Below are 26,652 nucleotides of genomic sequence, written 5' to 3'. Positions count from 1 at the left end.
CTAGATGCCGCGTAAGGGTTAAAAGAACCAATGACAGATGCGATACTCATTTTTCGTTACTCCTTATTCTTGCTCTTACTCATTAATATCCGTAGTAGCCAGCTTGAGGCTGGTATTGGGGAGGATATCCCTGGTAACCCTGCTGGGGATAACCGGCATAGCCATTGTTGGGATAGTAACCATTGGCTCCACCGCCAAACATATTGCGTACAGAATTGGCGAGGCCATCGCGCATACCGGTCATTTGATACAGCAGGCTGGCACCCGTTGCACCCACGGCACCGGCCACAGCCGCACCGATCGTCAGACCCAAGCCTGCAGCCCCCATGCCACTCAGCGCCAGACCTGCAGCACCTGCCGCAATCCCACCGGTGGCACCGGCCAAGAGACCGCCTACCGTATCAGCAGCAATATTGCCACCAGCATCGGCATTGGTTTGCATACCTTTAGAAACAAGAGAAATATTTTTAGCCGCAGAAATCACACCCGTTACAGCCGCACCAATACCACCCGCTTTAAGAGAAGACATACCCAAGGCTTTAAAACCAGCACCGGTTTGACCGGCTTTGATCGTTTTAATCGCTTCACTGGATTGTTGATGGGTCATGGCACCAGCCACACCACCGGCGAGCATATTGCCAATCAGGCCTACTTTGCCCTGCTCCATAAAGCCAACAGGCATAGGCGGATAAACCGGATAAGCGGGATAAGGATTATAGGGAGTGTACTGATCTCCGGTAAAAACAGAAGCAATCTGGTTTACGGTATTGTCTACAGCATAAACCGCAGGCGCGAGGGCTTCAGCAGCACCTTGTACAGCCCCGATAGTCTGTGTAACTTGGTTCAGATTATTAATAAAGCCGGCGATTCCGTCGATTCCACCCATTGTCTTATCTCCTTGCGGTATGTGTGATTTGCGAAGTAAAAATTTCTCTTACCTCTCATATCCGCCGATCAGATTAATATCTTGCGCACTTAAGATTAAGGGATGGTTAATGGTTGGAAAAGCTTGGGGTAAAAATTATAAAGGATAAGTTAACATGGCGTAATTAAACGCTTAAAGCTTTAATTTGCTTCCAGGCAAAGGCTGATTTTGCGGGGGTTTTGACTTTCTTGCCCCTCTAAAAACTCAAGTTCGACTTTTTCCCCTTTGTGCAGTTCAAAACGGGGAAAGGCCAAAAAACCTGATTGCTTCGCCTGGGGCAAAATCGGAGCTGCTCCCCACAGCGTACGCGTGACTTCTCCCAGGGCAGCAGCACGATCTAAAAGCGTCTCAGCACTCCAGACCCCAGTAGCAGGCCAAAACTGTTTAAAGGCATTCAGGTTGAGAGGCGCCAGTTGTTTTTGGGTATTCGGGAAAAGCAGATGCATCTGCTCGGGAGAAAAGCGCAGCACTTCTGTGCTTGTATTTTCAATCTCAAGCTCAAAGAGCAGGGTTTGGCGGGGATAGGGCACCACAAAGCGGGTGGTGCGTCCGAAAAGATTTTGGGCAGTCGCCAAAGCAGGAGCTTCCCCCTGGTAACGCAATTGAAGCTGAAAACGGGAATCTTGAAAGCGAAGCGGATGCGCTCCGCCTTCACAGGCTTTCAGTTCAAAAGTCTGAGCGGGGGTTTCCAGTTTTTCTAATCCAAAACTGTAACAGCCTGTCAAAACCAAGACTGTAAAAAAGGGAAGAGAAAATCTAGACCACTTTTTCCTTGAGATGGAGACGGTCATAAATATGTATTTTATTCTTTTCAAGCTTGATCAGACCATCATCCTGAAAGTCCATCAAGACACGGGTCAAGGTTTCACGCGAAGTACCCGCCAGACTGGCAAACTCCTGACGGGTAATTTTATGAGAGACAGTAATATTTTTATCTTGGCCTGAAGCATGGGTCTCAGCAAGATTCAACAAAACCTGGGCTACACGGCCAGGGGCACTGAGGAAAGCCAGACTCTCCACATGTTTGTCTGTTTTCCGCAGGCGTTCGCAGAGCGTGACCATAATCTTGAGCGACATTTCAGGGTTTTCACGTAAAAGCCGGATAAAATCATCGCGACTGATCATGACCACATTTACATTTTCAAGCGCAATGGCTGTGGCTGAACGCGGTTCACCGTCAATCAATGAAACTTCGCCAAAGAAGTCGCCTTCATGCAAAAGGCCCAGGATATGCTCCCGGCCATCATCTGACATGATCACAATTTTAACGGAGCCCGTGACAATAATATAAAGACTGCCGCCGAGATCACCCTCATAGAAAATAACCTGTCCCCGATCAAACTTACGCTCACGGGCAATTTGTGCCAGTTGGTTCAGTTCTTCTCTGGAAAGATTATTAAAGAGGGTGCCTTCAGCAAAGAAGGTCGCTAGTTTTTCAAGATTCATGCTCAGTATGCGCTCCCATTGCAGACATTATAAACTATCTCTGACAGAGATGGGAGACAGGGAGAGTTTTGGCACTCAGAAAGCCATTTCAGCAAGCTTTTCACGGTAGGTTGTGAGGCTGAGCGCATCAAAACAGACAAAAATCACCTGCTCAGGCCAAACAAACTGCTTCAGATAAGCAGCAACCGTTTCAAGCGCAAGCTGGGTTGCTGCTTTCAAGGGGTAGCCATAGGCTCCCGTGCTGATCGCAGGAAAAGCAAGGCTTTTTAATTGATGTGAAGCCGCCAAAGATAAACAGTTCAAATAGGCCTGTTTCAAAACTTCGGGTTCACCTGCCTGGCCCCCTTGCCAAATCGGGCCGACCGTATGAATCACCCAAGCCGCGGGCAAACGATAGCCACGGGTGATTTTGGCCTGCCCTGTCGGACAACCGTTTAACTGCCGGCATTCCGCCAAGAGTTCAGGGCCTGCTGCGCGGTGAATCGCACCATCCACTCCTCCCCCACCCAAGAGAGTGGAATTGGCAGCGTTGACAATCGCATCCACCTGAAGTCGTGTGATATCATCCTGAAGGATCAAAATTCGCGATAAAACTGACATTCACGCTTACCTCCCCTAAAAATAAATCAGGAGCCCTCTTGATGTCTGCCCCACAACGATTGAACTGCGATTTTTTTGCCCGACCGGTTGAAACCGTGGCGCGTGAATTGCTCGGTAAAAACCTTCATTTTGGCGCTTGCAGCGGTCGAATCGTGGAAACCGAAGCCTATCATGAATCAGAACCCTCCTGTCATGCCTGGCAAGGAAAAAAGACCCCCCGTAACCGGCCCATGTTTGCAGAGCCGGGCACCGTTTATATTTATAGAATACACCAGGTTTTTTGTCTGAATCTGGTCTGCGAAGCTCCAGGAACAGGGGCCGCCGTCTTAATTCGCGCATTGGAACCTCTGCAAGGGATAGCAGAAATGCGCCAAAGGCGGGGAGAAAAAGTCAAAGATCGCGATTTAGCCAATGGCCCAGGTAAACTCTGTCAGGCCTTGAGCCTGGATCTCGACCAGAATGGAGTTTCAGCTTGTCTGCCGAGCAGCAGACTCTATCTCAGCGAAAGCCTGTTCAGCTATTCCGAAGCAGAAATTCAAATCACGCCACGCATCGGTATTTCCAAGGCCCAAGAAATCCCCTGGCGTTTTTTCGTGCCCCCCACCTCAAGGGCTTTTCCCTAAAACTTCAAGCCGAACGGGGTATAATTGAGACCAGTATGTATTGTTCCGGAGGCATAAAGCCTCCAAACGTCTCAAAGGAGTTAAATGATGGCATTAGATAACCGACAGATAAGACCCCCCAGTTTCAGTGCAATGGTAGGCATTGTGATTGGCTTGGCGGTTTTGATTTTCGCCAGCGCCAGTGTAGTCATTGTGCCAGCCGGTGAACGCGCAGTTATTTTTGATAATTTTCGCGGTGTTTTGCCTGGGGTGCGCGGAGAAGGCATGACTTTTGTTATGCCCTTTGTACAAAAAGCAATCAAGTATGACGTAAAAACCCAAACCTTCAACGTGGGCACCACCGACGCAGAGCAGACAACTGGGGGCTATAACGAGGCCGCAATTGAAGCCCGTACGGCTGATGGTCAGACAGTGCAGGTTGAACTGTCCGTTCGTTTTCAGCCCATGGAAGCCGAGCTGTCCAAGCTTCACCAGGAAGTAGGCCCCTCTTATGTTTATAAGATTATTATTCCTGAAATTCGCAGTGTGATTCGCACGGTTGTGGCACTTTACAATGTCATGGATGTTTACTCCTCCAAACGTCTGGAAATTCAAAAGCAGATGGATACCTCCCTGCGCACAAGCTTCAAGAAATACTATATTCATTTGAACGAAGTCCTGATCCGCAATACCCGCTTTTCTGAAGAGTTTCAGAAAGCAATTGAAGCCAAGCAGGTCGCCCTTCAGGACGCTCAGCGTATGCAATACGTGCTTCAAAAAGAAAAACAGGAAAAAGCACGTAAAATTATTGAAGCCGAAGGGGAAGCCAAATCCATGGAGATTCGCGGTCATGCTCTGGCTGCCAACCCCCGTCTGATTCAATACGAATATGTTCAGAAACTGACACCGGGTGTCAAAGCTGTGATTACCGATCAAAAAACGATCATGAATTTCAGCTCTTTATTTGACTCCAAAGCCCCCTAAACATGTTTCGACCAGAACAGCGTTATACCCTGCCGGCCCTGCTGCTGGCAGTGGCTGTTCTGGGCTTGGGGCTGCCCGAGGTTCTGGCGCAGACACGTCCTGCGGCTCCTCCGCGCGAGACCCTTCAAGCCCGCCCGCCCAAGGGGGTAAAAAACGAAGATCGGGTCAAGATTTACGCCGATAGGGCCATCTATAAAAAGAAAAGCAAACTGGCGCAGGCCCTGGGCCATGTCAAAGTTTTACAGGACAATACCACGATCTACGCCGATGAAATGTTTTATTTCGAAGAACAGAAACAATCTTTGGTCGACAAAGGCGTTAAAATCGTTCAACAGAATAAAAAGCAGGAAAAAGGCCGAATTACAACCATTACAGCTGTTAAGATGATAGCTTTTCATCAGGAAAAAAGAATTTTTCTTGAGCATGAAGTGCGCATGGATCGGGAATCGTTCCCCAAACCCATCCCTGAAAAATTTGCCGAAAGCAAAGCCGAAAAACGCAGACGCACGGAAGAAGCCCTGAAAAAAGAACGTACTGTGATTACCGCTGATCAAATGGAGTATTTCACCAAAACAGAAAATGCCAATCTGATTGGCAATGTGGTGGTTCTGCAAAAAGAAAAAAAATTGACCGGCAAAAAAGCCTTCATTCGGGGCGAGACCGAAGGGGATACGATTACCCTTGAAGACGATGCGCAAGTGATTCAGCTCAATGGCAATTGGCTGATTGAAAACAAGATTATTCGCCCCGATCCCAAAGATGAAGAACAAAAACGCCTGCTGCGTGAAAAATTGACCATCAATGCCGATAAGATCACTCTCTTTCGGGCCACTGACGATTTAGAAGCCACAGGCAAAGTCAAGATCGTGCAGAAAGTCGGAGGCAAAGAGCGAGTCGCCACGGGTGATCAGGCAACCTACAGTGAGTCCAAGCAAATGGCAGTGCTCAGTGGCAATGTGCGCATTCAACGTGAAAATGGAGATTGGCTGACTGCCGAAAAGGCGATCTTCTATACCGATAAAGAAAATTTTGAAGCGATTGGCACGGCCAATCAACAGGTCATTTCAGAATTTACCCTGGATGAAAATGATCAGCGCAGCAGCAAAGAGCCGATCAACGATCCCCTGCCCGATTTTGATCTGGACGGCCACCGGCCAGCCCCTCACCTGCCCAGTTGGCTGAGAAAAAGTGGAAAACCCGCTTCCGAAGCGGCCCCCACACCGGTTCCAAGCAAGCCCAGTCCCAGCCCTCAACCCAAGGCGACACCCACACCGGCTGTGCCAACGGCAGAGCCTCCCAAGCCCAGTGCCCGGCCCAGCCAGGCTCCCAGCTCAGCGCCGGCAGCCATCCCCACGCCGATTGAGTCCAGTTTTAAAATTGAAATTTAGCTAACCACTGAAACCTGGGACGAAGTCTGTTTTAGCTCAAGCGGCTTTAAAAGCGAGCCCATCACACGTTGCCGGGCCGTTACCAATTGGCGCAGTTTATAGATCTCGTGACTGGCCTGCCCCTCAATATTGTTCTGATGGGTCACTTCATCGACGATTTGCACCTCATAGGGAAAAAAGAAACGGTAATAGGGTCGAATTTTTTTGATTCCTTCACGCAGACGGCGGTTGGGCAAATCTTCTTCGCGCACATATTCCAGATAAGGTGCCAGTGGGCTGGGAACCCTGACCAAATGACGTACGGTAAATTGAATCGAACGGTATTGTTTGCTGGTATGGGGGTTGCGATTAAAAAGATGGTGAATCTGCCGCGTGGTCAATGTATCTTTATATTGCGCATCGTAACGGAGAATTTCTTCAATTTCCTGTAAAGAAACTTCACCTTTTTCAAAACGGCGATAAATCTGCCTAAAATCACGTTTGAATTTATCGGTATTCAAAAGCGTATTGACCGAACGACTGGGTTTAACATTGGGAAAGGTCACCAAATGATTTTCACGTAAAAACTTAAGCACCAAAAGGGCATCCAACCGATCACGGGTCACAAAACGCACACCCATCCGATCAAAAATATCCGCAGCTACGTTTTCACGTTTATGCAAAAGCTTTAAAAGTGCAGAATCTCTGTCTTTACCTGCTTTTACCTGAAAATCCACGAGGGGAATCTGAAAATCAGATCCCCTCCCCAAGAGAATTTGATTGTTTTCAATCTGCAAAAGCTGGTAATAGGGATTGAGAATCTGCTCCTGGATCGCAGTAAAGAAATTGGCAGAAAGATCATTCACAATATGCGCCAGGGTATGCATCACACGCAATGTGGCACAGGCCCAACGTTGAAGAGATGTGCGGGAATTTTTAGAGGCCAAAAGCAAAAGTTCAATCACCGAAACTTGGTGAAGGGTTGCTGGCATTTGCAAAGGCTCATACTCTTCCAGATTGAGAGTATTAATAAAAAAGGTCTGCATAAACTCCAGGGCTTCCTGTTTGATTTTCAGCAAATCCTCTGCCTCATCAGGAAGATGCAAGTCATAACCATAATTCAAAACAAAACGATACGCATCTTCTGGATCTGAAATCGCCAAACGGGTCAGGTCAATCGGAGAACTGTCTGCAATTAAAACATCCAGAATCCCCCACTGATCCAGTTTCAAACGATCAAGGCACGAAATAAATGAACTCAAAGGGCAAACGCATCCTCACTTGCTTAAATCTAGACGCTGCGAACATCCACAACGAGCCTAGTATAACACTCCCTGTTAAAACCTTTGCTCAGCTCAGCAAAAGCCCTGTGGATTCAGACCAAAGCGCAACCGCTTCGCTAAAACCATCTTCACAATGATGGGCTACACAGGTAAAAATTGACCTCAAATCTTCGGGTGCATTGTTCACGACACAGCCCAAACCCGCCCAGGCCAATAAATCCTGATCATTATAATCATTGCCAATCGCCAAAGTCTGTTTCGCTTCCAGAGCATAGCGCTGCAAAAGCCAAGCACTGGTCTGGCTCTTGCTGATATGCGCAGGAAAAATCTCCAGCCAGCCAGAAGCATAATCCAGGGGAGAGGTGGCGCGAATAATCTGAAATTGCGGCCAAGACTGGCTCAGCCAATGATAACGCGCCAAGGCGGCAGTTTCAGGCACAATCACCAAAATCTCCGAAACTTGCTCCCAAGGCAAGTCCTCTCCCTGCCAAGGCTTGGCATAGGCCTGATAAATCGCCAGACGGCTGTCAAAATCGGGGTTATGTTTTGAATTTTTCTGATAATAAAAGCAATGGTTTTCGGGAATCGGCCCATGAATCATAAAATCCAAATGTTCAGACTGCAATCCCCGTATAAGCGCCTGAATTTCCTGCCTCTGCAAATGGGCCGAAAAAATCAATTCCTGTCGCGCCCACTGCATCACCCCGGCTCCCGAGGAAAAAATTAAATAGTCAATCGGAAAATCAAAACTCAAAACCTTACGTGCCGAGAAAAGCGAACGGCCAGTGGCTGCCACACGCAAAATACCAGCTCCCCCCAAAGCCTTTAAAGCAGCTAAATTGCGTTGACTGCAAACAGAGTTTGCATCGAGCAGGGTTCCATCTAAATCGGTAATCAAGGCACCGGGCTTCATCAGACCTCCTTTAGATCTTGACAGGATCAGAGAAAAAATTGGTTTCAGTTTTGAAACAAGGTATGATATATAATATGGCAAAAAAATTTTCAGGCAGGATAATGCGTAAACCCTATGGCCGGTTCTGACCCCCAATCCTCCGATCAGTTCAGCCTTGTTTCTCTGGAAAAATCGCAGAAAGCTGCAAATTCTTATTCCAGCATGAGCCGCCGTGTCCGGGGAGAATCTGAGAATACCCTCAGTATAAATGAAGAAGAAGCGCAAGAAAAAGCGGCAGCAGCCAAAACGCCTCCTCCCAAGGCAAAGCCCAAAGCAGATGATTCTGACACCAAGAAGAAACAAGCGAAAAAGAAGCCTCCTCCCCTGGAAGGAGATCGAATTGATCAGTCCATCGACGATGTGCTGGCAAAATTAGAAGAATTCAACCACTTGGTCAGCACGCTTTTCACCAATATGAGCCAAGCCGGAAAAAATTTGGCACTGGTGGTTCTCACCCCTCTGATCCCTCTGCTCAATAAACTCTTGCAGTTACTCAATGGCCCCATTCAGTTTATCAACCTGCTCACCCGTAAAATAAACGAGAAAATGGGCGGAAAAAAACGCAGCGGAAGCAGCCAGAGCAGCGCGGACGGAGCCACTTCAGAAGCAGAAGAAATGGAAGAGGCGGATGCCGCTCCCCCTGAGATCAATGCAAAACAGGCCAATTACTCCGATATGCTGGAGTTGAATATTTTATTTACCGACAATATGAAAAAACCCCTCTACAAGAAAAAACCAAATGCAGGCACGGCCCGTCTGGGAGCCATGGAAGAAGACCTGATTATGTCAAATGCCATTCTGGCGATCAACGAATGCGCTGAATTCACGCTGGAATTACCCAATCCCTCTTCTGGCCTGTACGCTGGTCAACGAATCTATGATATTATGGCAAATGTAACAAAGGAAGATGTGGCTATTTTTCTGGGGTTTGTCAAGGCTTTTCCAGGTAAGTATATCGGGAAAGAATGGAAAATATCTGAAACCTTTGCTACCTGGCTGATCAACAATGCACCCACTGCGGAGTAAGATCCAATGAAAAGTATGTTTATTGCGCTAATCGCTGCCTCTGGAGGGCTTTATGTGCTCTTCAATGCACCTGTTCTTCGCAAAATTCTTGGGAATACCCGCGAACTCAAGAAATACAATCCGTGAGGGCCTCATGAAAAAAATTTTTCCACTTCTACTCTCTGCAGCCCTGCTGATCTCAGCGACTTCTGCGCAAGCTTATCCATCTAATTTGGTTGAACTGGTTCTGGAAAAAAAAGTCATGGGCTCACTTGAACCCGGCAATCGTCCTGTTATTCAGCCCTCTCAGATGAAAATTGAAGGGTTCGAACTCTCTGGATTCAGTGCGCCAGGGCGTTACCCAGCCAGAACCTACAAAAGCGGAGCAAACGGTCAGCCCCTCTTAAAAAATTACCAAATTCTCAACAGTTCAGACGCCTTTAATTCCGTGATCAGTGTCAGCGATGCCCGTACGGGTCAGGAAATTCACCGGATCTCGGTAGGTCGACGTGCCCAGCGTTTATTGGCCAGCCCCGCCACCAACCGGCTTTATGTCATTTGCGGCGGCTATTTCAGCAGTATTTGGGAAATTGATACCACCCATGATGTGGTTGTGCGCAAATTGGGCGGAATGGGCTTTGAGCGCAATCTTTCACCGCTGTGGAACCCGAGCGATATGGCGCTTTTGCCTGTGGGCAATACCCTGGCTGTCGCCTCCGGCGAACTGCGCTTGATTGATCTCGGAAGTGGGCAGGTCAAATCCGTCTTTGCGTTGCCCCATGAAGCTGTTGAGGTTTTGCGCCTTTATCCGCTTTCAAAGCATAGCCTGGCTTTAATTTCCCGGCATAAAAACGGGGGGCGCGCCTACCATGTCTTTAATACCCAAACCCACAGCTTTAAAGCGGTTGGTTCCTTGGCTGCTCCTGCAGTCAACCCTCTGAAAACCACCCTTTACACCCCCAAAGCACACTATCAATTGCCCAGCGTCGCCCGCTCGGCCTTTGTCGCCAGCCGCAACAGCGATTTTATTCATATGGTGGACTTAGAAAGCCTGAAACCCGTCGCCATTCTTCCTGTGGATTTTGCGGTGGATGATCTGCTGCTCAGTTCAGATCGGCGCAGACTTTTTGCTTACCACCGTCGCTTTGGCCAAATTTCAGTGATTGAATTGAACCCCAATTCTCCCCATCAGTTTTCTGTGATTCGCCGGATTCGCGATGATCGTTTCCGCAGCACCACAGAGCACCCCTTGTATTTGGCGCAAGCCTTTGATCAGGTTTATCTCTGGGATCAGTATTCTGAAATCAAAGCCAGCATTGACCGCAGCTCGCTGTATGTCAAAGTGGGACTTCCCTTTGCAGTTAAACTGACGCCCCCTGGAGAAGAGGTCTGGAATTCTGACCCCGCACACAAACGGTTTTACCTGAAAGAAGGGGAACTGGTGATGGAATACGGCCCCAACGGCCCCAGCAGTTTGCCCCAGAAAATCAAAACCGGCAGCCCCCTCTCTGCCATGGTCATGTCTCCGGATCGCCGCCGACTCTACCTCTTACAGCCAGATACCCAGGAATTGCTCGTAATGGATGCTTTTTCACATAAAATTCTGGCAAAACTGAGCGCAGGCAAAAATCCACGTGCCCTCAGAATGAATTACCAAGGCAACCGTCTCTATATTTTGAATGCCGATGAAGGCAGTATTCAGGTCATGGATGCCAAAGCCATGAAGCCCTTGCAAACTCTCGCTTTGGATATTGGTTTGAATCAACCCAAAGTGATGTGGTTGTATGATGAAAAAATGACACAACTGGTACAGATTGAACTTCCCCGACATCTGACGGATGTGGCACGGATGGCGGGGTAAATGTCGGCTTATCAGGTTGTACCCATGCTGCCGGAGCATGTTTCCAAGGTTTCTGCCCTGGAAAAAATTTGCTTTGGCGCACATTGGACACCCACCAATTTTTTACGCGAGCTTGAAAATCCGCGCTGCCATTATTTTGTAACCCTCAAAGACCAAATACCAGTGGCCTATTTGGGTTATTGGCAAATCCTGGAAGAGGCACATATTACCACTGTGGCTGTTCAGCCAGAATTTCGCAAGCATTATCTTGCCCAAGACCTGCTCTGCAGAATGCTCGAAGACTGTTTATCCAAAGGGGTTGAATGGGTTACCCTAGAAGTCAAAGCTTCGAATATTGCCGCTCAAAAGCTCTATGAAAAATTTGGATTCAGTGTCAAAGGGCGACGAAAAAATTACTATCAGGCAGAAAAACAAGATGCCCTGATCATGTGGACCGAAAATATTTCAGACGAGACCTATCAAGCACTGGTTCAGAACTTGAAATCTCAAATTCCTGTTTTACACTAAGTGCGTTATCATACCATGAAAGCAACGAAAAGAGGGATGCTCACGATGTACAAAAAGGCTAGCTATTTACTGGGAGCCGCCGCCTTTGTTCTCCTGACAGGCTGTGGTGGCAACGAATATGAAAAAGTGATCCGCGAAAATCTAAAAGGCCTTCAATCCCAGAATCTCAACCAAGTGATGGCCACCATTGATCGCCAGTCTCCCGCCTATGAATCCACCAAACAACAGGTTACCGAGCTGATCAAAGGCTATAACCTTGAATTCAAAATTGAATCCATGGATGTTTTCGAAGCCCCCAGCAACGAAAAACAACAAGCCGAAAAAAGCAAAACTGAAAACCAGGATGCTTTGGGGGTGACTGAAGAATTGGCGGGCATGATTACGGAAGCCGATCGCGACAAAGCCATGGAAGAACGCCGCCGCAAAGAGCTTGAAGAAAGTCAGCGTCCCTTGATCGCCAAAGTAAAGGTCGTTCAGGTCACCAAGAAGAAAAAAGACAATATTTCAAAATTTACAGACAACCGAATCACTGTGGTGCATACCCTTTATAAGTACCCTTCTGATGAAAAGCCCGCCTGGAAAATCTTCTCCAGTGAAATTACGGCTGGGGAAAATCTTCCTGCCAGCTAAAAGCATTATCATCTGATACTGCGATATCCGGGGCCTCCGTATGGAAGCCCCGGACTTTTGAATGAAAGGAATTTAGCATGGAAACACTCAAACGCGCCTTACGTAAAAGCAGCCCTGAAAAATTTCGACTCTTGACCGAATTGGTAGAGACCTCGATTGATGGAACCCGCGATATCTTTGTTAACCGCCCTCTGAATATGTCGCAAATCCATTATATTGGCTTTGATATGGACTATACGCTGGCTATTTACAATAAACGCGCAATTGAAGAGTTGGCTTTTGTTAAAACCCTTGAAAAACTGGTGGAACTGCGCAATTACCCCGAACAGATTCTCGATCTGAATTATAACGATGAAGCCATTATTCGCGGACTTTTAATGGATCACCAAAAGGGCAATCTGATTAAAATTAACCGCTTTAAACAGGTCTGTCGGGTTTTACATGGCAGCATTCCCCTCGAAACCAATGTCTATTTTAACGACAAAGTCGATCAATCCGATCCCCAGCGCATCTCTTCTGTAGACACCCTCTTTTCACTGCCTGAAGCCTATCTCTATACCCTTTTGGTAGATCTTGTCGAAGCCGGTCAACTGACCAGCCGCAGCTACCATGAAATCTATGAGGATATTCGTTTCTGTATTGACATGACCCATCGGGATGGATCCTTAAAATCCAATATTTTGCATGATATCGCAAAATATGTATATAAAGACCCTCACCTGTCACTCACTCTTGATAAGTTCATTGAAAGCGGCAAAAAACTCTTTTTACTTACCAATTCTGAGTTCTACTATACCGATATGATCATGGAGTATCTGCTCGATACAGACAACCTGAACTATACTTCCTGGCGGAATTATTTCGAAATTGTGATCGTCAACGCCCGCAAACCCGGATTCTTCAAAGAGAACACGCCCTTCTACGAAGTGGATGAAAAAACCCATGAAGAAACCCTCTTTAACGAAAACGCTTTTCAAGCAGATAAAATCTACAGCAAAGGCAACTATATCGCCTTTGAAAGCCTGATCCAGGCCAAAGGCAACGAAGTGCTCTATATTGGCGACCATATCTTTGGAGATGTCATGCGCTCAGACAAAGACTCCAATTGGCGGACGGTTTTGGTCGTTCAAGAGCTTGAAGAAGAGCTTTCAAAAACAGAAGAAGTCAAAGAGAAATTGCTGCGGATGCGCCGTTTAACCAATAAATGGGACAAACTACATTACGAACTGCATATTTTTTCGAGCCAACTGAATACGCTTGAAAATCTTGAGTTTTCACTGCGGGAACTGACGCCAGCCGAAAGCAAGGCCTTGGCAAAAACCCGTGAAGAACTCGAAGAGGGTATCCGGCGTTGTCAGAAAGAAATGGAAAAAACCGAGACCAAAATTCACACCCTGCGCGCAGAAATCAGTGCCCATTACCATCCGATCTGGGGCCCTCTTTTTCACGATGGCGATGAAATTTCACGTTTTGGGGATCAGGTACGGGATTACGCCAGTCTCTATACCAGTCGGGTCAGCAATTTCTTCTTTTACCCGATTGATCGCTACTATAAGTCACTGCGCGATATTATGCCCCACGACCGCTGGTTGGAATTGTCGAATTAAGCACGCCAGCGAAGATCGGCTCCCAGCTTAGATCGGATCGTCGTGACTGTACTCGTTGGCTTGAAAATCGACCGGACGTGAGAAGTTTTCATTCAAAAGCTGAAGGGATTTGATCCGATCGACCCTGAACAGACGGATATCTTCACGCCAGCGGCAATAGCCCATTAAGATATGGTAATTGTATCTTTTTTCAAGGAAATAGGGCTCGACATCGCGCTGATTCACTTCTTCACGATCCATTGAATAGTATTCAATCCGCAAAACCTGCTGTTCATCAAGCGCCAGTTGAATTTTGGGCAAAATAGCATCGGTATTGTACATGGGATAACTGTAATCCGTAACACCCACATTGCGAATCGGCACTTCGGGAAGAAAGCTGTTAATCAGCTCATCCAAAACATCATCTGTTTGATGGGCGTATTGCTCGCCCACCGCAGACTCCAACTTTTGGAGCAAGGCTCCCATTTCGGTTTGGCCAAAGACAAAATCATCGACCCGAATCGATTCGAGAAACTCATGACTGAGTTTGGCACTGAGGAGCAGGAACAAGGCTTCTGAAACTTTTAAATCGAGGTGAAGATGCGAAGGAAGAGACATGCATGGCATCCTTTCAAAACTGGGGGAAATGGGGGTAGCAGGGTTCGAACCTGCGACCAAACGATTATGAGTCGTCCGCTCTACCGCTGAGCTATACCCCCATGAACGCGAGGTATTATACCATACTCAGGCCTTCTGATAATCAGAAAGCCTGATCTTCAAAATACCCCAATTCACGATCACGTTTTGCTTTGGCTGCTGCAGCCGCAGCGGCGGCACTGCTTCCCGATCCTGTCGCACCAGGCAAGCTGGCTTTGGTACCTGGTTTCACAGCAGGCAGAGCAGGGGTTGTTGCCGCATTGGGCTTTTTCAAGGGCTTGGGTGGCGGCAAGCGTTTGGCGGCATGCTTATTGGCTGTAAGCTGCGTTTTCTTGACCTGGGCCAAGGCTTTTTTATCTTTGTTTTTCTCTCCCTTGGCACCTGATTCACCAAACAAACCTTTGCCAAAAGAAGGAAACTCAATCGATACAGCAGAAAAGGAAGTGCCTTTCGGGTCGCGCACAAAGCTGCCCAAATAAGCGAAGAAAGCCACCGAGGTTTGGAAGACCCATTTGATCCCAAACCAAACCACCAGGAAAAGGCGGCCAATCACCTTAAAGACCCGCACAATATTCTCAAAAATGGCCTTGGTCACAGGTGAACGGCCAATCGCCAGAAAGACCTTGTTCATGCCCCAAATGGTATTGACCAAGCCCTTGCTGATAAATTGCACAAGAGCAGCCATGGCCCGGATAATTCGACTGTTGGCCAATTGAATCACAAACCAGGTTGCCATGCGAATGATTCGGGCAATGCCCTTATCCACCAGGCGAATCAGTTCCATACTCCAGTCTTTTACGACCCGGTTGGCCTGACGGGCACCATAGACCATAATCGAATTGTTAAAGGTATCACCGGCCTGCTTCATGGCCTGTTCGACTTCGCCAGCGAAATCGATTTCGACTTCGGGCAAATCATCTTCTTCTTCGGCCGCTTCGTATTCATCTAGATCCGAGGCTTTTTCACCCTCTGGCAAACCTGCTTCCAGGGTTTTCAGAACCTCATCGAGAATCGCAACCGGCGCTTTGCCCACAGAGGTTTGAATATAGAGATAAAATTTAAAATCGCTTTTTGAGCCTGTAAATTCGTGAATAAAACCCACATGCGAAGAAGGAGTGCCTGGCAGATAAAAAATCGCCAAAAGCTTCATGCGATCTGTTTTTTTACGTTGCTGCGCTACTTTTTTACGAAAATCGGGGGGCAAAAGCTGGTTCAAGACCACGCGCAAACGGGGATTCACGGGTCGAATCACAATGCCGGCTTTTTTCAGGCTCTCGGCAATTTCTTCACGGTAAGCAGGCAGAGGAGCAGGGTGAATCGCGTGCCCCAAAGGAGTATTGCTCAACTCATTGGCAAAGCCTGCACGCCACTGAATGCCTTTTACTTTAAAAGAAACGGTTTGTACATTGCGATTTTCAGAGGATTGCAAGGCCAGAATATCATCGCCAGAATTGGATTCTGCAACAGGTTGAAAACTTGGTTGGGTGCGGGTTTGAGCGGTATCTTTATAGGCTGAACCAATCACATGTCGGCTGGGAGCAATCAGGGTCTCGTCATCGATATCATCTTCAGTAAAGGGATCCAAGGGATTCATTTGCGCGGCAATCACGCGCTGGGGAACTTTTTTCTCTTTCAGAGATTGCGTATAGCGCTTACCTTCAGGTTGATAAGCTGTCTTGGTACGGGTTAAGGCCAAAGAATCTTCTACATCTTTAAAAGAGCCTGCTGCTCCTTCAGTTTCATTCTGCTCGGGCGGATCCTGTAAACTTTCTTCGTCAGCCATGGCTTCCCTCTGCTCATAGTAAAAAACAACCTGTTTTTACGGACTTTGTTTTGATTATAGCACACTTTCTAGCCCCTCCATTCAAGTTGGCATAAGGGCCAGAATTAAGGTAAAATGAGCATTGTCTGACACATCATACTCATCAAAATACATGGAGCTCAAATCTAGCATCCAAAATGTATTGAACGATGCCCTTAAAGCACAGACCAAACTATATCGATCGGAACCCCCTAGGTACCTATGCTCGAACAAAAAGAAAAGAATCTGGAAACACTCTTACCAACTGAAGAAGTTTCCCTGCCCCCCGAAAAAACACAATACGATGCCGCTGATATTCAAGTACTGGAAGGTCTTGAGCCTGTTCGCAAACGTCCAGGCATGTATATCGGCAGCACAGGCGAGGCAGGCCTGCATCATCTGGTGTATGAAGTCGTTGACAATTCCATCGACGAGGCCATGGCTGGTTATTGTACAGATATCTCGATTACCCTGGAACCCAATGGTTGCGTAAGGGTCGAAGACAATGGCCGTGGTATTCCTGTAGATGTACATGAAAAGACAGGCAAATCCGCCTTAGAAACGGTCATGACCGTCTTACACGCCGGTGGTAAATTTGGCAAAGGCGGCTATAAGGTTTCAGGGGGTTTGCACGGCGTAGGTGTTTCCGTCGTCAATGCTCTGAGTGAATTTTGCGAAGTGCGGGTCAAACGCAACGGCAAACTTTATTTTCAGCGCTATGAGCGGGGTGCCCCTCAAGGTGAGATCAAAATCATCGAAGAGGGCATTGAAGGCACGGGTACGATTACCCGCTTTATGCCCGATAACCAAATCATGGAAACCCTCGAATTCAAACCTGAAATTCTTGCCAAACGGTTTCATGAACTTTCTTTTCTGAACAAGGGCATTACGATTCGCTTTACCGTGATCAGCCTCGACCCTGAAACCGGCGAAGAAAAAATACAAAAAGAGGTTTACCACCATACCGGTGGGATTGTTGATTTCGTCAATCACATGAACGAAAGCAAAGAAGCCCTTTACCCCGAACCGATTTATATTCAGGGCGAAAAAGATGATGTGGTCGTTGAAGTTTCGATTCAGCACAGCACTGCTTATACTGAAAATGTGCTGAGTTTCGTCAACAGTATCAATACGATTCACGGCGGAACCCATGTCACCGGCTTTCGTTCTGCCCTGACCCGCATTATTAACGAGTATGGCCGCCGTGCCAATCTGCTCAAGGAAAGCGACGAAAATCTGACCGGCGATGATACCCGTGAAGGTTTGACTGCGATTATCAATATTAAAATTCCTGAACCCCAGTTCGAAGGCCAGACCAAAGCCAAGCTGGGCAATACCGAAGCCCGTGGTGCGGTAGAACAGGTGGTCGCAGAGCGACTCTCTGATTTCCTGGATCGCAACCCGACAGAAGCCCGCTTGCTGATCAACAAGGCGATCGATGCCTGTCGGGCCCGTTTGGCAGCGAAAAAAGCACGTGAACTGGTCCGACGCAAATCGGTACTGGAATCCACTACCCTGCCCGGCAAACTGGCCGACTGCAGTGAAAAAGATCCAGCCAAAAGCGAATTGTTTCTGGTCGAAGGAGATTCCGCCGGCGGTTCAGCTAAACAAGGCCGCGACCGCCACTTCCAGGCCATTCTGCCCTTGCGCGGTAAAATTCTGAATATTGAAAAAGCCCGTGAAGACAAAATTTACGGCAATAACGAAATTCAAGCCATTTTGGTGGCTACAGGCATTGCCGCCGCCAAAGATTCAGCAGAAAATGACCGCAACAACGCCCCAGAAGAAGACGAAGATGCCTTTGCCTCCTTTGATGTCAGCAAACTGCGCTATCACAAAATCGTGATCATGACAGATGCCGACGTAGATGGCGCACATATCCGCACGCTTCTGCTCACCTTCTTCTACCGCTTTGCCCGTCCTCTGGTGGATCAAGGCTTTGTGTATGTTGCCCAGCCCCCGCTTTACAAGGTAGAAATCGGTCAAAAAGCACATTATGTTTATAATGAACGTGAATTGAACGAGTTTCTGGCCGAAACCAAGCGTAAAAATGTCAATGTTTCACGCTTTAAAGGTCTGGGAGAAATGATGCCCACCCAACTCTGGGATACCACCATGGATCCTGAACAGCGCACCCTCCTGCAGGTCAAGGTCGATGATGCGGCGGAAGCCGATCGGATCTTTACCATTCTGATGGGCAGCAAAGTCGAAACACGCCGCGAGTTTATTGAGAAATACGCCCGTGAAGTGAAAAATCTCGACGTTTAAAGCACACAAAAAGCACAGGTGACTTAAGCCTGTGCTTAGCGTTTCTTAAAAAGATTAACCTCAACTTTAGCTTAAAAGTTGAGGTTAAATTTTTATAATCTTGTTAAACAGAATTTCTTATCTGAACCAGTAATTATAATTGCCTGCTGTACGGACCTGAACGGCTTGAGGACGGGTATCAATCTGATCCGTTGCGGCTCCTACCATTGAACTGATCGGCTTGGCTACCGTTGCAACGGCAGCGACAGGAGGCGCAAACCAGCCCACGACTTCCAGAATCGTTCCCAAATCCCGCAGGAAGGAACCGAACTGTTTGGCGAAAACCTTGCCTTCACTCGGCGGCGTATAGTATCTCGCAGATGTGAGTACTGAACTCTGATGGAAGGTGTCACGCGGCATTCCTGCAATCGCTGTGGGATTGTAGGTGGCCCGATACCGTCTTGCCATCTCATCCACGACCGAGTACTGTGAATAGGCGTAATTCGCCCTGATAGTAGGGGGTCGATTGGTTATCATAAGAATAAAGTTAAGCCTTTCATGCCTTTATTATCCCGCTTAAACAGCCCAGGCTTGCGGCAACCAACTTAAGTAACGGCAAACAACCGGTTAAAAAAAGGTTAATTTTAAAGCAATGTTAATCTTAGGAATAGATACCACTCAGTCCAATGCACAAATTGCATTGCTCCAAAACAAGCAAAAATTAGCGGTCTGTGAATTCTTTTTAGAACGCATGGAAAGCTTACCAGCTCTTCTTCACGACCTGTTTCAAGAGCGCGGAATTTTACCTGCTGAGCTGGGGGGAATTGGGTTTGTAAAGGGGCCGGGGAACTATACCGGGATCCGTGCGGGTTTGATGGTGGTTAAGACGTTAACCTCTCTTTATAACCTGCCGCTCTGGGGCTTTACACGGCTTGAAACAGCGCTGTATAGCTTGCGCCATCTGAATACAGCCATCAGCCCCGTTTTTAACGTGCGCCAAGGCCAGTTCTATACAGCCTGGGGGCAATGGCAAAAAGACCAAGCCCAGTATCTGCTTGAGCCCGATACCTGGGCCCTGGAGGCCTGGATTTCAAAACTTGAGCAAAGCGTGGAAGGCTCCCTCCCTTTCATCATCAGCAATGAACCCCTGGATATCAATCTCCCCTGGCTGCCTCTTGGCAATATGGCCCTGGCAGTAGCTGAACTCAGTGCTGAAAAAATAGCGGCTCAGCAAACTGCCCCTGAAGTCCTTCCTTTCTATATTCGACCCGCCGTTCAAATTCCACAAGGAAAAAAAACTTCCCCCCCCCCATAAAGAAAGCGCTTACGCTAAAATGTTAAATACAAGATTCATTTACAGAGGAATTCTCATGAGCGATCAGGTTACCTGTCCCAAATGCAAAAAAAGCAACCCCTCCAGCAATGTCGCCTGCATCTGGTGTGGAGCCATGCTTTAATTCGTCACAGGACTCAAACTTTGTTCAACCCCCCCCCTGAACAAAAACAGTTTCAAAATAAAAGCCCCCGGAAAATTTCCGGGGGCTTTTATTGAGGTGGGCAGTACAAGATTCGAACTTGTGACCTCCTCGATGTCAACGAGATGCGCTACCACTGCGCCAACTGCCCTCATTCAAGAAGTATACGATATATTAGCATGACTCTCTGCTTCGCTCAAGATGATTGCGACAGATGCGCTATAATGAATGCGCTGGTATAAATTTCAAAAACAGCAGTAAAGCATTTCAAGACACAGGAAAGAGGCTCCGCGTGAGTAAACAGGAAACTGCACAGGAACTACTCGATACAGGCTTACGGGCCATGCAGCGGGAAGACGCGGAGACTGCCCGCGCCAGCTTCCTTGAATGCCTTCAGGTCGATGATTCCATCGCTTCCGCCTATAATAACCTGGGTTTGTTGGCACTGGGCGAAGGCGATCTCGAAAAAGCCAAAGAATATCTGCAAACCGCCATAGAAAAAGATCCCCGCTTATTCAGTGCCTATACCAACCTGGCCGCCATTGAACAAACCCGCGAAAATCTGGCGGACGCAGAACGCCTCTATCTCAAATCTGTTCAGCTCAACCCCAATGCCTCGGAAGCTTACTATAACTTAGGGCTGCTCTATGTCAAACAGGAAAAACTGGTGCAGGCCAAAACAGCCTTCGAAAAAGTCACACAATTAAACCCCGATAATTTCGACTCTTTTTATATGCTGGGCAATGTTTACGCCACTTTACAGGATTACTACGCCTCCATCGCCAATTTCCAATATATCGTCTTTCAATTGCCTGAATTGATCGAGGCCCGCGTTGCACTTGCAGAAATGTACCGCCGCCAGGGGAAATATCCGCTGGCCATTCATGAGTTGAGAGCGGCCTTGGAATTGAATCCTGAAGACGTGGATATTCTTCAACATCTGGGCCTGATTTTTCTGGAAACAGCCAACGGGGAAATGGCCCTGGGAGCCTTTGAAAGAATCGTAGAACTCGATCCCAACCGGGCAGATGCCTATGAAACCCTCTCCATTCTCTATGATCTTGCCGGTTTAAGTGACGCCGCTCTGGAATCCTGCCGAAAAGCCCTGGAACTGGATCCAGAGAATGAACGCACCCGTGAAACCTATGAAGAAATGAAGAAAAAGAATGCCCTGGCAGCAAGTGCACAGACAGCACCAGCACCAGAGGAAACAGAGGAGAGCTAAAAAATGCTGAAAGTACTGTATATTATCGCGGGGGATACCTCCTTTGACGAAATGCTCTTTCTCGACACCTTTATCAATCAATTGCCCAGCAAAGAAATTGAAAACTGTATTCTGGCTCCCGCCTTGCCGCTCAGCCATGTGGTGCTGCAAAACCGCCAGGTCAGAATTGAACAGGGCACCCGTGAAACCGAGCATGAAAATTGGCTGGCCCTTTTAGAGGAGTTTCAACCCCAGGTAGCGATTCTCTGCGATCCAGCCGTTTTACTCTCGCCTGAAGCAGAAGCCCTGAGCTATTTTGATTTGGAATGGCTCGAGGATCTGCCCTGTGCACTGAGCCTGTTTGATTTTCGTGCCAATCTGCTCAAAACTGAAGATGGAGCCTTGGCGCTGAAAAAATATGTCCTGGAAAACAGCGAGCCACCGGCCAGTTTGGATTATGATTATCTGATTAAAATTTGTCCTCCCCATGACTATACACCCAGTCAGAATCCCAGGCTGATTCACTGGAAAAATCAGGACATCATGCCCCAACTCTCGATATATGCCGTCAAAGACGAAACCCGTCAACAATTAGGCGTAGCCAAAGACAGCAAAGTCATCACCTTGGTATTCCCTGTGGAAAACCTGTTAATGGCCAACCAACGAGGTCTCAATCGCCATTTTTCCCTGGTCACCGATGTTTTAATTCATTATCTCAATCAACTCAGTGGGCAATACCATTTGTACGTGGTCAATATGGCCCCTCCAGATGCTGAAACCCAGTTTGACAATGTTAAAATCCGTTATCTCGAAACCCTGGAAATGGAATTGCTGGACTCCCTGCTCAAGGCCTCAGACTTGTTTATCACTGAATCTTTGACCTATCCCTCGCTGATTCAAAGCTCTTTGCGTGAAATTCCCTCTTTGTGCCTGGGCAGTTCAGTCGGGCTCGATGAAAAAGGGGAGCTGACCCATGCCTTTGAAAATCTTTCGCCCATGCTGCAACTCAAGCTTGAAACCCTGAAAGCAGAATCACCTGAACATATCTTCCCGTATATGTCTTTTCCGATTCCCCGCTATGATGAATGGCCCGGACGCACCCTTTTCCACAAACGCTTTTTCTTCTACCTGATGGATTTATTCAATGAAGCCGAAATGATCGAAACCATCCGGGAATGCTTACATGGAGGCCCGGCACGGGATCACTTCAGAGAAGAGCTAAAAAGCTATCTTCAGAATAAACTGGAAGGGCCCCGTGATGCCGAACAGATTATTCGCAAGCTGAGTACAGCCCCTCCCCGTTATCTCTAGTTTCCGCCAGGAAGCCATATTGGTTTTTAAGCATACCCACAGCAAGGGAAGATTGAGTTCTTGCCTGGAGGCAGAAAAATGGCTTAACCCAGCAATTTTTGATACTGTTCAGCCATGAAGCGCTCAAAGGTTTTCTCAGCTGTGGGCAAAGCATAAATCGCAAAGCCCGTGGCATTGTGAATCAAACGCAGCACATGACCGGCGCGGGGTTGCGGGCAGAGCGCAATATACAGGGTATGGGTGGCACTGGCGACTTCCCAGTTGAGATGGTACTGCGGATCAAAATGCCCCGGCCAACGCAGAGCAAGATGAACGGGTTGCGTCGCGATTGGAATAAAGCGATACTTTTCTTGCAGCTTGCGCGCTACGCTTTTTAAAGAAGCCGCCGTGGGCCGCATAGCGACCAGGTCGAGATAGCTGAGAATCTGCTCAACAGGGATCTCCGCCACAAAGCTTTCGTGAGAACGCTTTGCCGGGGTATGGGGTTCCGGCTCGTGCGAAACCTCGATAAACTGAAAACGATGAAAATCTTGAGATTGCTGATCCATAACCCGTATTGTAATGGGTTCAGATAAAAGGAGACAATAGCCTGCATGACAGCTCGGGTACTTGTATGTGACCATATTCATTCTTCCGCCGTAGAAATTCTGCGCCCCCTGGCCGAAATTACCGAAGTGGGGCCGCTTTCTGAAGCTGAGCTTTGCGCCCAAATTGGCCAATATGACGCCCTGCTGGTGCGCAGCCAGACCAAAGTCAGCGCCAAGGCCCTGGAGGCCGCCGCAGGCAAACTGAAAATTATTGCCCGTGCAGGGGTGGGCGTCGACAATATTGACGTACCTGCCGCCACCCAATATGGGATTGTGGTTGTCAATTCGCCCGAAGGCAATACGATTGCAGCCGCCGAGCACACCCTGGGGCTGATGATGGCGCTCTCACGTTCGATTCCGGCGGCTGACGCCTCACTGAAACAGAACGAATGGCGCCGCAAAGATTTTACCGGCAATGAGCTCTATGGCAAAACCCTGGGCATTGTCGGGCTGGGTAAAATTGGCTCGCATGTCGCGCGGGTCGCCAAAAGCCTGGGCATGCATCTGGTCGGCTATGATCCTTTTATCAATGCTGAACGGGCTGCCCAATTGGAAGTCGAGGTCGTGGATCTGCCCAGCCTTTACCAAGCAGCCGACGTGATCACCCTGCATGTGCCCAAAACCCCAGAAACCTTTCATATGATCAATGAGCAGACCCTGGCAAAAATGAAAACCGGGGTTCGCATTATCAACTGCGCACGGGGCGAATTGATTGATACCCCCGCCCTGATCGCCGCCCTGGAATCAGGAAAGGTGGGAGGCGCGGCCCTCGATGTATTCGAACAGGAACCCCTCAAAGACAGCCCCTTGCAGGCCTTGGGTCATAAGGTGGTCTTGACCCCTCACCTGGGAGCTTCCACCGAAGAAGCCCAAATCAACGTGGCCCTGGACGTGGCCGAACAAGTGGCCGCTGTATTGCGTGGGGAACAGGCGCAAAACGCCATCAATATCCCCAGCCTGATGCCCCATCTCATGCAGGAAGTGCGCCCCTTCTTCCCACTGGCCGAAAAGCTGGGCAGTTTTATTGGCCAACTGCAAAGCTGCGCCATTCGCGAAGTGCGGATCACCTATTTCGGAGAATTGGCAGAAAAGCCCACAGCCCCGCTGAAAGTAGCCGTGATGCACGGATTGCTCAGCCCAACCCTCAAAGAACGGGTCAATTATGTCAATGTCTTGCTCTTGGCCAAAGAGCGCGGCATTGCAATCACCGAAGCAAAAGCCTCAGAATCTCATGATTACGCCAATTTGATTCAGGTAGAAGTCAATTTCTCAGAGGGTACCCGCAAGGTGGCCGGATCGATTCTGGGTGAAAAACAGGAGCGGATCGTGAATATTGATGGCTTCCCCCTGAGCTGCGTGCCCCAAGGTTGCCTGCTGGTGCTTCCCCACCCCGATAAACCCGGCATGGTCGGCATGGTCGGTGAGTTTTTAGGCCAGAACGATATCAATATCAGTGGAATTCAGTTGGGCCGTCAAACCCGTCGGGGCGCTGCAGTCATGGTCATCAATATCGATGAAGCCCTCTCCCCTGAACTGCTGCAAAAGCTGCAGGCCCGCGAAGAATTCTGCGATACCCGCATGGTGGTCTTCAGCTAACCTCCATGCAGGACGAAACAGAGCAGCTGCCCCCCGGTTTCAGCCAACGCGAACTGGTGCGCCGCTTGCTGCCCTGGCTCAAGCCCCATGCCAAGATTTTTGCACTTTGCCTGGGGCTTTTGTTGCTGGGTTCGCTTTTGCGCCTGCTCGGGCCGGTGATTTTACAAATCGCGATTGACCGCTATATCAGCAAAGGCAATTTTCCCGGCCTGCTCAGTCTGCTGGGAGCCTATGCACTTTTGATTGTGGCGGGCTTTAGCGCCAATTATTATGAGCTGATTTGGCTTGAAACCACCGGTCAGAAAATTCTGGCCGGTTTAAAAAACAAGGCCTTTGCCCATCTGCTCAGCTTGGATTTGCCTTATTTTGATCAGAACAGCACAGGCAAACTGGTTTCACGGATTGAAACCGACGCCAATGCCATGAAGGTGCTGTTTACCTCTGTACTAACCCAGGTACTGGGCAATTTCGTAATTGTACTGGGCATGTTTATCGTCATGGGTTTCAAATACAATCTGACCCTGGCTCTGTATGTGGTGGGGCTTTGCCCCCTGATTCTGCTGGCTGCACTGGGCTTTAACCGCTTTATGGCTCCCCGGCTGGTGGCGGTAAGGCGCTATGTGGCCGAGGTCAATGGCTATATCACCGAAATGGTGCAGGGCATGGCCACGATTCAAATCTTTGGTCAGGAAGCCACCGTGCTCGAAGAACTGGGGTCGCGCAGCAAACAGAAATACCGTCAGGATCGCAGCATTACGGTGCTGTTTAACAGCTTTTTCAATTTTCTCTTTCTGATTCAGAGCATCGGCATTGTGCTCGTGCTGTGGTTGGGGGGCAACCAGGTACGCCAGGGAACGCTCACAATCGGCAGTCTGGTGCTGTTTATGAGTTTTATTCACCAGTTTTTCGTGCCGATTATGTTCCTTTCAGCCCAGTTCAATGAGTTTCAGAAAGGCATTGCCGCAGCAGCGCGAATCTTTGATCTGCTCGATGAAGAGCGTCTTTACCCTGAACCCGAAGCCCCCCTGGCTTTGCCCGCCAGCGCGGCCTGCCATATTCGTTTTGAAAACGTCTGGTTCCGCTATCACGAAGACAGCGACTGGGTCTTGAAGGATATTTCCTTTGACTGCCCGGCAGGAGAACACTGGGCCTTGATTGGGCCAACCGGCAGTGGCAAAACCACTCTGATCAATCTGATTCTGCGCTTTTACCAACCCCAAAAGGGTAAAATTTTCATCAATGGCCTTGATCTACAGGAACTCGACCCCGGCACCTGGCGCCGTCGCGTGGGACTGGTTCTGCAGGACGTGATGCTCTTTCCCGGCAGTATTCATGAAAACCTGGTTTTGGGAGAGCCCGATCTCACCCCAGAGGCCATTTTACCCACCTTGCAGGAAATTGGACTGGATACAGTGATTGAACGCCTGCCTAAGGGCTACCAGACTGAATTGCTTGAAAACGCGCAAAACCTGAGCGCAGGAGAAAAACAATTGCTGAGCTTTGCACGGGCCCTGCTGCGACAACCGGCCCTGCTGGTTCTGGATGAGGCCACCAGCCATATTGACCCCCAAACCGAGCGCCAGATGCAAAAAGCCCTGCATACCCTCTTAGAAGGCCGCACGGCCTTTATGATCGCCCACCGTCTCAGCACCATTCAGGAAGCAGATAAAATTCTCGTGCTGAAATATGGAGAACTGCTCGAAAGTGGCAAACACCAGGAACTTTTGGCGCAAGCAGGGGCCTATGCCGAACTGCATGCCCTGCAAAGTGTCTAAAGCCCCCAATAGCGCAAGAGATATTCATAGCTGCGTTGCAAAGCCAAAAACACCTCCGCATCGCCCCCTTGATCAGGATGCCAACGCCGTGCCAGCTGACGGTAGAGTTTTTTAAGCGTCTGGGGAGTGGCTTCGGCCAGAGGCGTACCCTGTAATTCAAGCGGCAAAGGGCGCTGAGAACGGTCTCCCCGCCGCAGACGGGCTTGTTCGGCCTGAATATCGCCGCAGACGGGCTTGTTCGGCCTGAATAT

25 protein-coding genes and 2 tRNA genes are annotated in these 26,652 nt (G+C 48.6%); 14 read left to right on the top strand and 13 right to left on the bottom strand.

What is annotated here, in order from left to right; genetic code table 11:
- Positions 1-82: 82 nt before the first annotated feature.
- The 4 genes from COW20_23050 to COW20_23035 all read right to left on the bottom strand — a co-directional run bounded on the left by COW20_23050 (position 83) and on the right by COW20_23035 (position 2,971).
- Positions 83-886, bottom strand: coding sequence for a hypothetical protein (locus COW20_23050; GenBank protein PIW44745.1), 804 nt, complete (start codon positions 884-886; stop codon positions 83-85).
- A gap of 179 nt (positions 887-1,065) precedes the next feature.
- Complete coding sequence (locus COW20_23045) at positions 1,066-1,656, bottom strand: hypothetical protein (GenBank protein PIW44744.1); 591 nt, start codon at positions 1,654-1,656, stop codon at positions 1,066-1,068.
- Positions 1,657-1,681: 25 nt separating this feature from the next.
- Positions 1,682-2,371, bottom strand: coding sequence for a Crp/Fnr family transcriptional regulator (locus COW20_23040; protein PIW44743.1), 690 nt, complete (start codon positions 2,369-2,371; stop codon positions 1,682-1,684).
- Between the two features lie 75 nt (positions 2,372-2,446).
- Entirely contained in the window at positions 2,447-2,971 is a 525-nt protein-coding gene (locus tag COW20_23035) for an O-acetyl-ADP-ribose deacetylase (protein ID PIW44742.1), read from the bottom strand.
- A gap of 59 nt (positions 2,972-3,030) precedes the next feature.
- Here COW20_23035 and COW20_23030 point away from each other — a divergent pair, with 59 nt between their 5' ends.
- From COW20_23030 to COW20_23020, 3 genes are all read left to right on the top strand, one after another.
- Positions 3,031-3,594: a 3-methyladenine DNA glycosylase gene (locus COW20_23030; protein PIW44746.1), complete on the top strand. Its 564-nt coding sequence runs from the start codon at positions 3,031-3,033 to the stop codon at positions 3,592-3,594.
- An 84-nt stretch (positions 3,595-3,678) separates the two neighbouring features.
- Entirely contained in the window at positions 3,679-4,557 is an 879-nt protein-coding gene (locus COW20_23025; GenBank protein PIW44741.1) for a hypothetical protein, read from the top strand.
- Between the two features lie 2 nt (positions 4,558-4,559).
- Entirely contained in the window at positions 4,560-5,945 is a 1,386-nt protein-coding gene (locus COW20_23020; protein ID PIW44740.1) for a hypothetical protein, read from the top strand.
- Here the strand turns inward: COW20_23020 and COW20_23015 are convergent.
- Both COW20_23015 and COW20_23010 read right to left on the bottom strand, forming a co-directional pair.
- Positions 5,942-7,186: a hypothetical protein gene (locus tag COW20_23015; protein ID PIW44739.1), complete on the bottom strand. Its 1,245-nt coding sequence runs from the start codon at positions 7,184-7,186 to the stop codon at positions 5,942-5,944. The genes COW20_23020 and COW20_23015 overlap by 4 nt on opposite strands.
- Positions 7,187-7,274: 88 nt before the next feature.
- Complete coding sequence (locus COW20_23010) at positions 7,275-8,120, bottom strand: hypothetical protein (protein ID PIW44738.1); 846 nt, start codon at positions 8,118-8,120, stop codon at positions 7,275-7,277.
- Between the two features lie 114 nt (positions 8,121-8,234).
- Here COW20_23010 and COW20_23005 point away from each other — a divergent pair, with 114 nt between their 5' ends.
- From COW20_23005 to COW20_22985, 5 genes are all read left to right on the top strand, one after another.
- Positions 8,235-9,185, top strand: coding sequence for a hypothetical protein (locus COW20_23005; protein ID PIW44737.1), 951 nt, complete (start codon positions 8,235-8,237; stop codon positions 9,183-9,185).
- Between the two features lie 133 nt (positions 9,186-9,318).
- Entirely contained in the window at positions 9,319-11,025 is a 1,707-nt protein-coding gene (locus tag COW20_23000; GenBank protein ID PIW44736.1) for a hypothetical protein, read from the top strand.
- Positions 11,026-11,532 (top strand): ribosomal-protein-alanine N-acetyltransferase, encoded by a 507-nt coding sequence (rimI, locus tag COW20_22995; GenBank protein ID PIW44735.1) that lies wholly within the window; start codon positions 11,026-11,028, stop codon positions 11,530-11,532.
- A 45-nt stretch (positions 11,533-11,577) separates the two neighbouring features.
- A complete protein-coding gene (locus tag COW20_22990) occupies positions 11,578-12,162 on the top strand; it encodes a hypothetical protein (GenBank protein PIW44734.1) in 585 nt (194 codons plus the stop codon).
- A 77-nt stretch (positions 12,163-12,239) separates the two neighbouring features.
- The gene (locus tag COW20_22985; GenBank protein ID PIW44733.1) at positions 12,240-13,769 is read left to right on the top strand and encodes an HAD family hydrolase; all 1,530 of its coding nucleotides are present in this window, start codon (positions 12,240-12,242) and stop codon (positions 13,767-13,769) included.
- 27 nt (positions 13,770-13,796) lie between these two features.
- Here the strand turns inward: COW20_22985 and COW20_22980 are convergent, their stop codons facing one another.
- The 3 genes from COW20_22980 to COW20_22970 form a co-directional block, all read right to left on the bottom strand.
- A complete protein-coding gene (locus tag COW20_22980) occupies positions 13,797-14,426 on the bottom strand; it encodes a hypothetical protein (GenBank protein ID PIW44732.1) in 630 nt (209 codons plus the stop codon).
- Positions 14,396-14,467: transfer RNA gene (locus tag COW20_22975), tRNA-Met, on the bottom strand. The genes COW20_22980 and COW20_22975 overlap by 31 nt, the downstream gene beginning before the upstream one ends.
- Positions 14,468-14,508: 41 nt before the next feature.
- Entirely contained in the window at positions 14,509-16,188 is a 1,680-nt protein-coding gene (locus COW20_22970; protein ID PIW44731.1) for a hypothetical protein, read from the bottom strand.
- 240 nt (positions 16,189-16,428) lie between these two features.
- Between COW20_22970 and gyrB the strand changes: the two genes are divergently transcribed.
- A complete protein-coding gene (gyrB, locus tag COW20_22965; GenBank protein ID PIW44730.1) occupies positions 16,429-18,474 on the top strand; it encodes a DNA topoisomerase (ATP-hydrolyzing) subunit B in 2,046 nt (681 codons plus the stop codon).
- A 117-nt stretch (positions 18,475-18,591) separates the two neighbouring features.
- Here gyrB and COW20_22960 read toward each other — a convergent pair whose 3' ends face one another.
- Positions 18,592-18,990 (bottom strand): hypothetical protein, encoded by a 399-nt coding sequence (locus tag COW20_22960; GenBank protein PIW44729.1) that lies wholly within the window; start codon positions 18,988-18,990, stop codon positions 18,592-18,594.
- Positions 18,991-19,105: 115 nt separating this feature from the next.
- Between COW20_22960 and tsaB the strand changes: the two genes are divergently transcribed.
- Positions 19,106-19,768, top strand: a complete 663-nt coding sequence (gene tsaB / locus COW20_22955) for a tRNA (adenosine(37)-N6)-threonylcarbamoyltransferase complex dimerization subunit type 1 TsaB (GenBank protein ID PIW44728.1) — start codon at positions 19,106-19,108, stop codon at positions 19,766-19,768.
- A gap of 236 nt (positions 19,769-20,004) precedes the next feature.
- On the opposite strand, the gene COW20_22950 is transcribed toward tsaB, so the two are convergent.
- A tRNA-Val gene (locus tag COW20_22950) sits at positions 20,005-20,079 on the bottom strand.
- A gap of 63 nt (positions 20,080-20,142) precedes the next feature.
- On the opposite strand from COW20_22950, the gene COW20_22945 reads away from it, so the two are divergent.
- Positions 20,143-21,153, top strand: a complete 1,011-nt coding sequence (locus COW20_22945) for a hypothetical protein (protein ID PIW44727.1) — start codon at positions 20,143-20,145, stop codon at positions 21,151-21,153.
- Between the two features lie 3 nt (positions 21,154-21,156).
- The gene (locus COW20_22940; GenBank protein PIW44726.1) at positions 21,157-22,443 is read left to right on the top strand and encodes a hypothetical protein; all 1,287 of its coding nucleotides are present in this window, start codon (positions 21,157-21,159) and stop codon (positions 22,441-22,443) included.
- A gap of 83 nt (positions 22,444-22,526) precedes the next feature.
- Here COW20_22940 and COW20_22935 read toward each other — a convergent pair whose 3' ends face one another.
- On the bottom strand, positions 22,527-22,991 hold the full coding sequence (locus COW20_22935; protein PIW44725.1) for a hypothetical protein: 465 nt from the start codon (positions 22,989-22,991) through the stop codon (positions 22,527-22,529).
- Between the two features lie 45 nt (positions 22,992-23,036).
- Here COW20_22935 and COW20_22930 point away from each other — a divergent pair, with 45 nt between their 5' ends.
- Together COW20_22930 and COW20_22925 are read left to right on the top strand one after the other, a co-directional pair.
- Positions 23,037-24,626: a phosphoglycerate dehydrogenase gene (locus COW20_22930; GenBank protein ID PIW44724.1), complete on the top strand. Its 1,590-nt coding sequence runs from the start codon at positions 23,037-23,039 to the stop codon at positions 24,624-24,626.
- 5 nt (positions 24,627-24,631) lie between these two features.
- Positions 24,632-26,401: a hypothetical protein gene (locus COW20_22925; GenBank protein ID PIW44723.1), complete on the top strand. Its 1,770-nt coding sequence runs from the start codon at positions 24,632-24,634 to the stop codon at positions 26,399-26,401.
- Here the strand turns inward: COW20_22925 and COW20_22920 are convergent.
- Positions 26,398-26,652: hypothetical protein (locus COW20_22920; protein ID PIW44722.1), on the bottom strand; the 255-nt coding region annotated here is incomplete at its 5' end. The two genes, COW20_22925 and COW20_22920, sit on opposite strands and share 4 nt — an antisense overlap.

It is taken from the genome of bacterium (Candidatus Blackallbacteria) CG13_big_fil_rev_8_21_14_2_50_49_14, from assembly GCA_002783405.1.
In the GTDB taxonomy this organism is placed as follows: Bacteria; Cyanobacteriota; Sericytochromatia; order UBA7694; family UBA7694.
The sequence above is the reverse complement of the archived record's forward strand: the minus strand, read 5'-3'. Positions and strand labels throughout refer to the sequence as shown.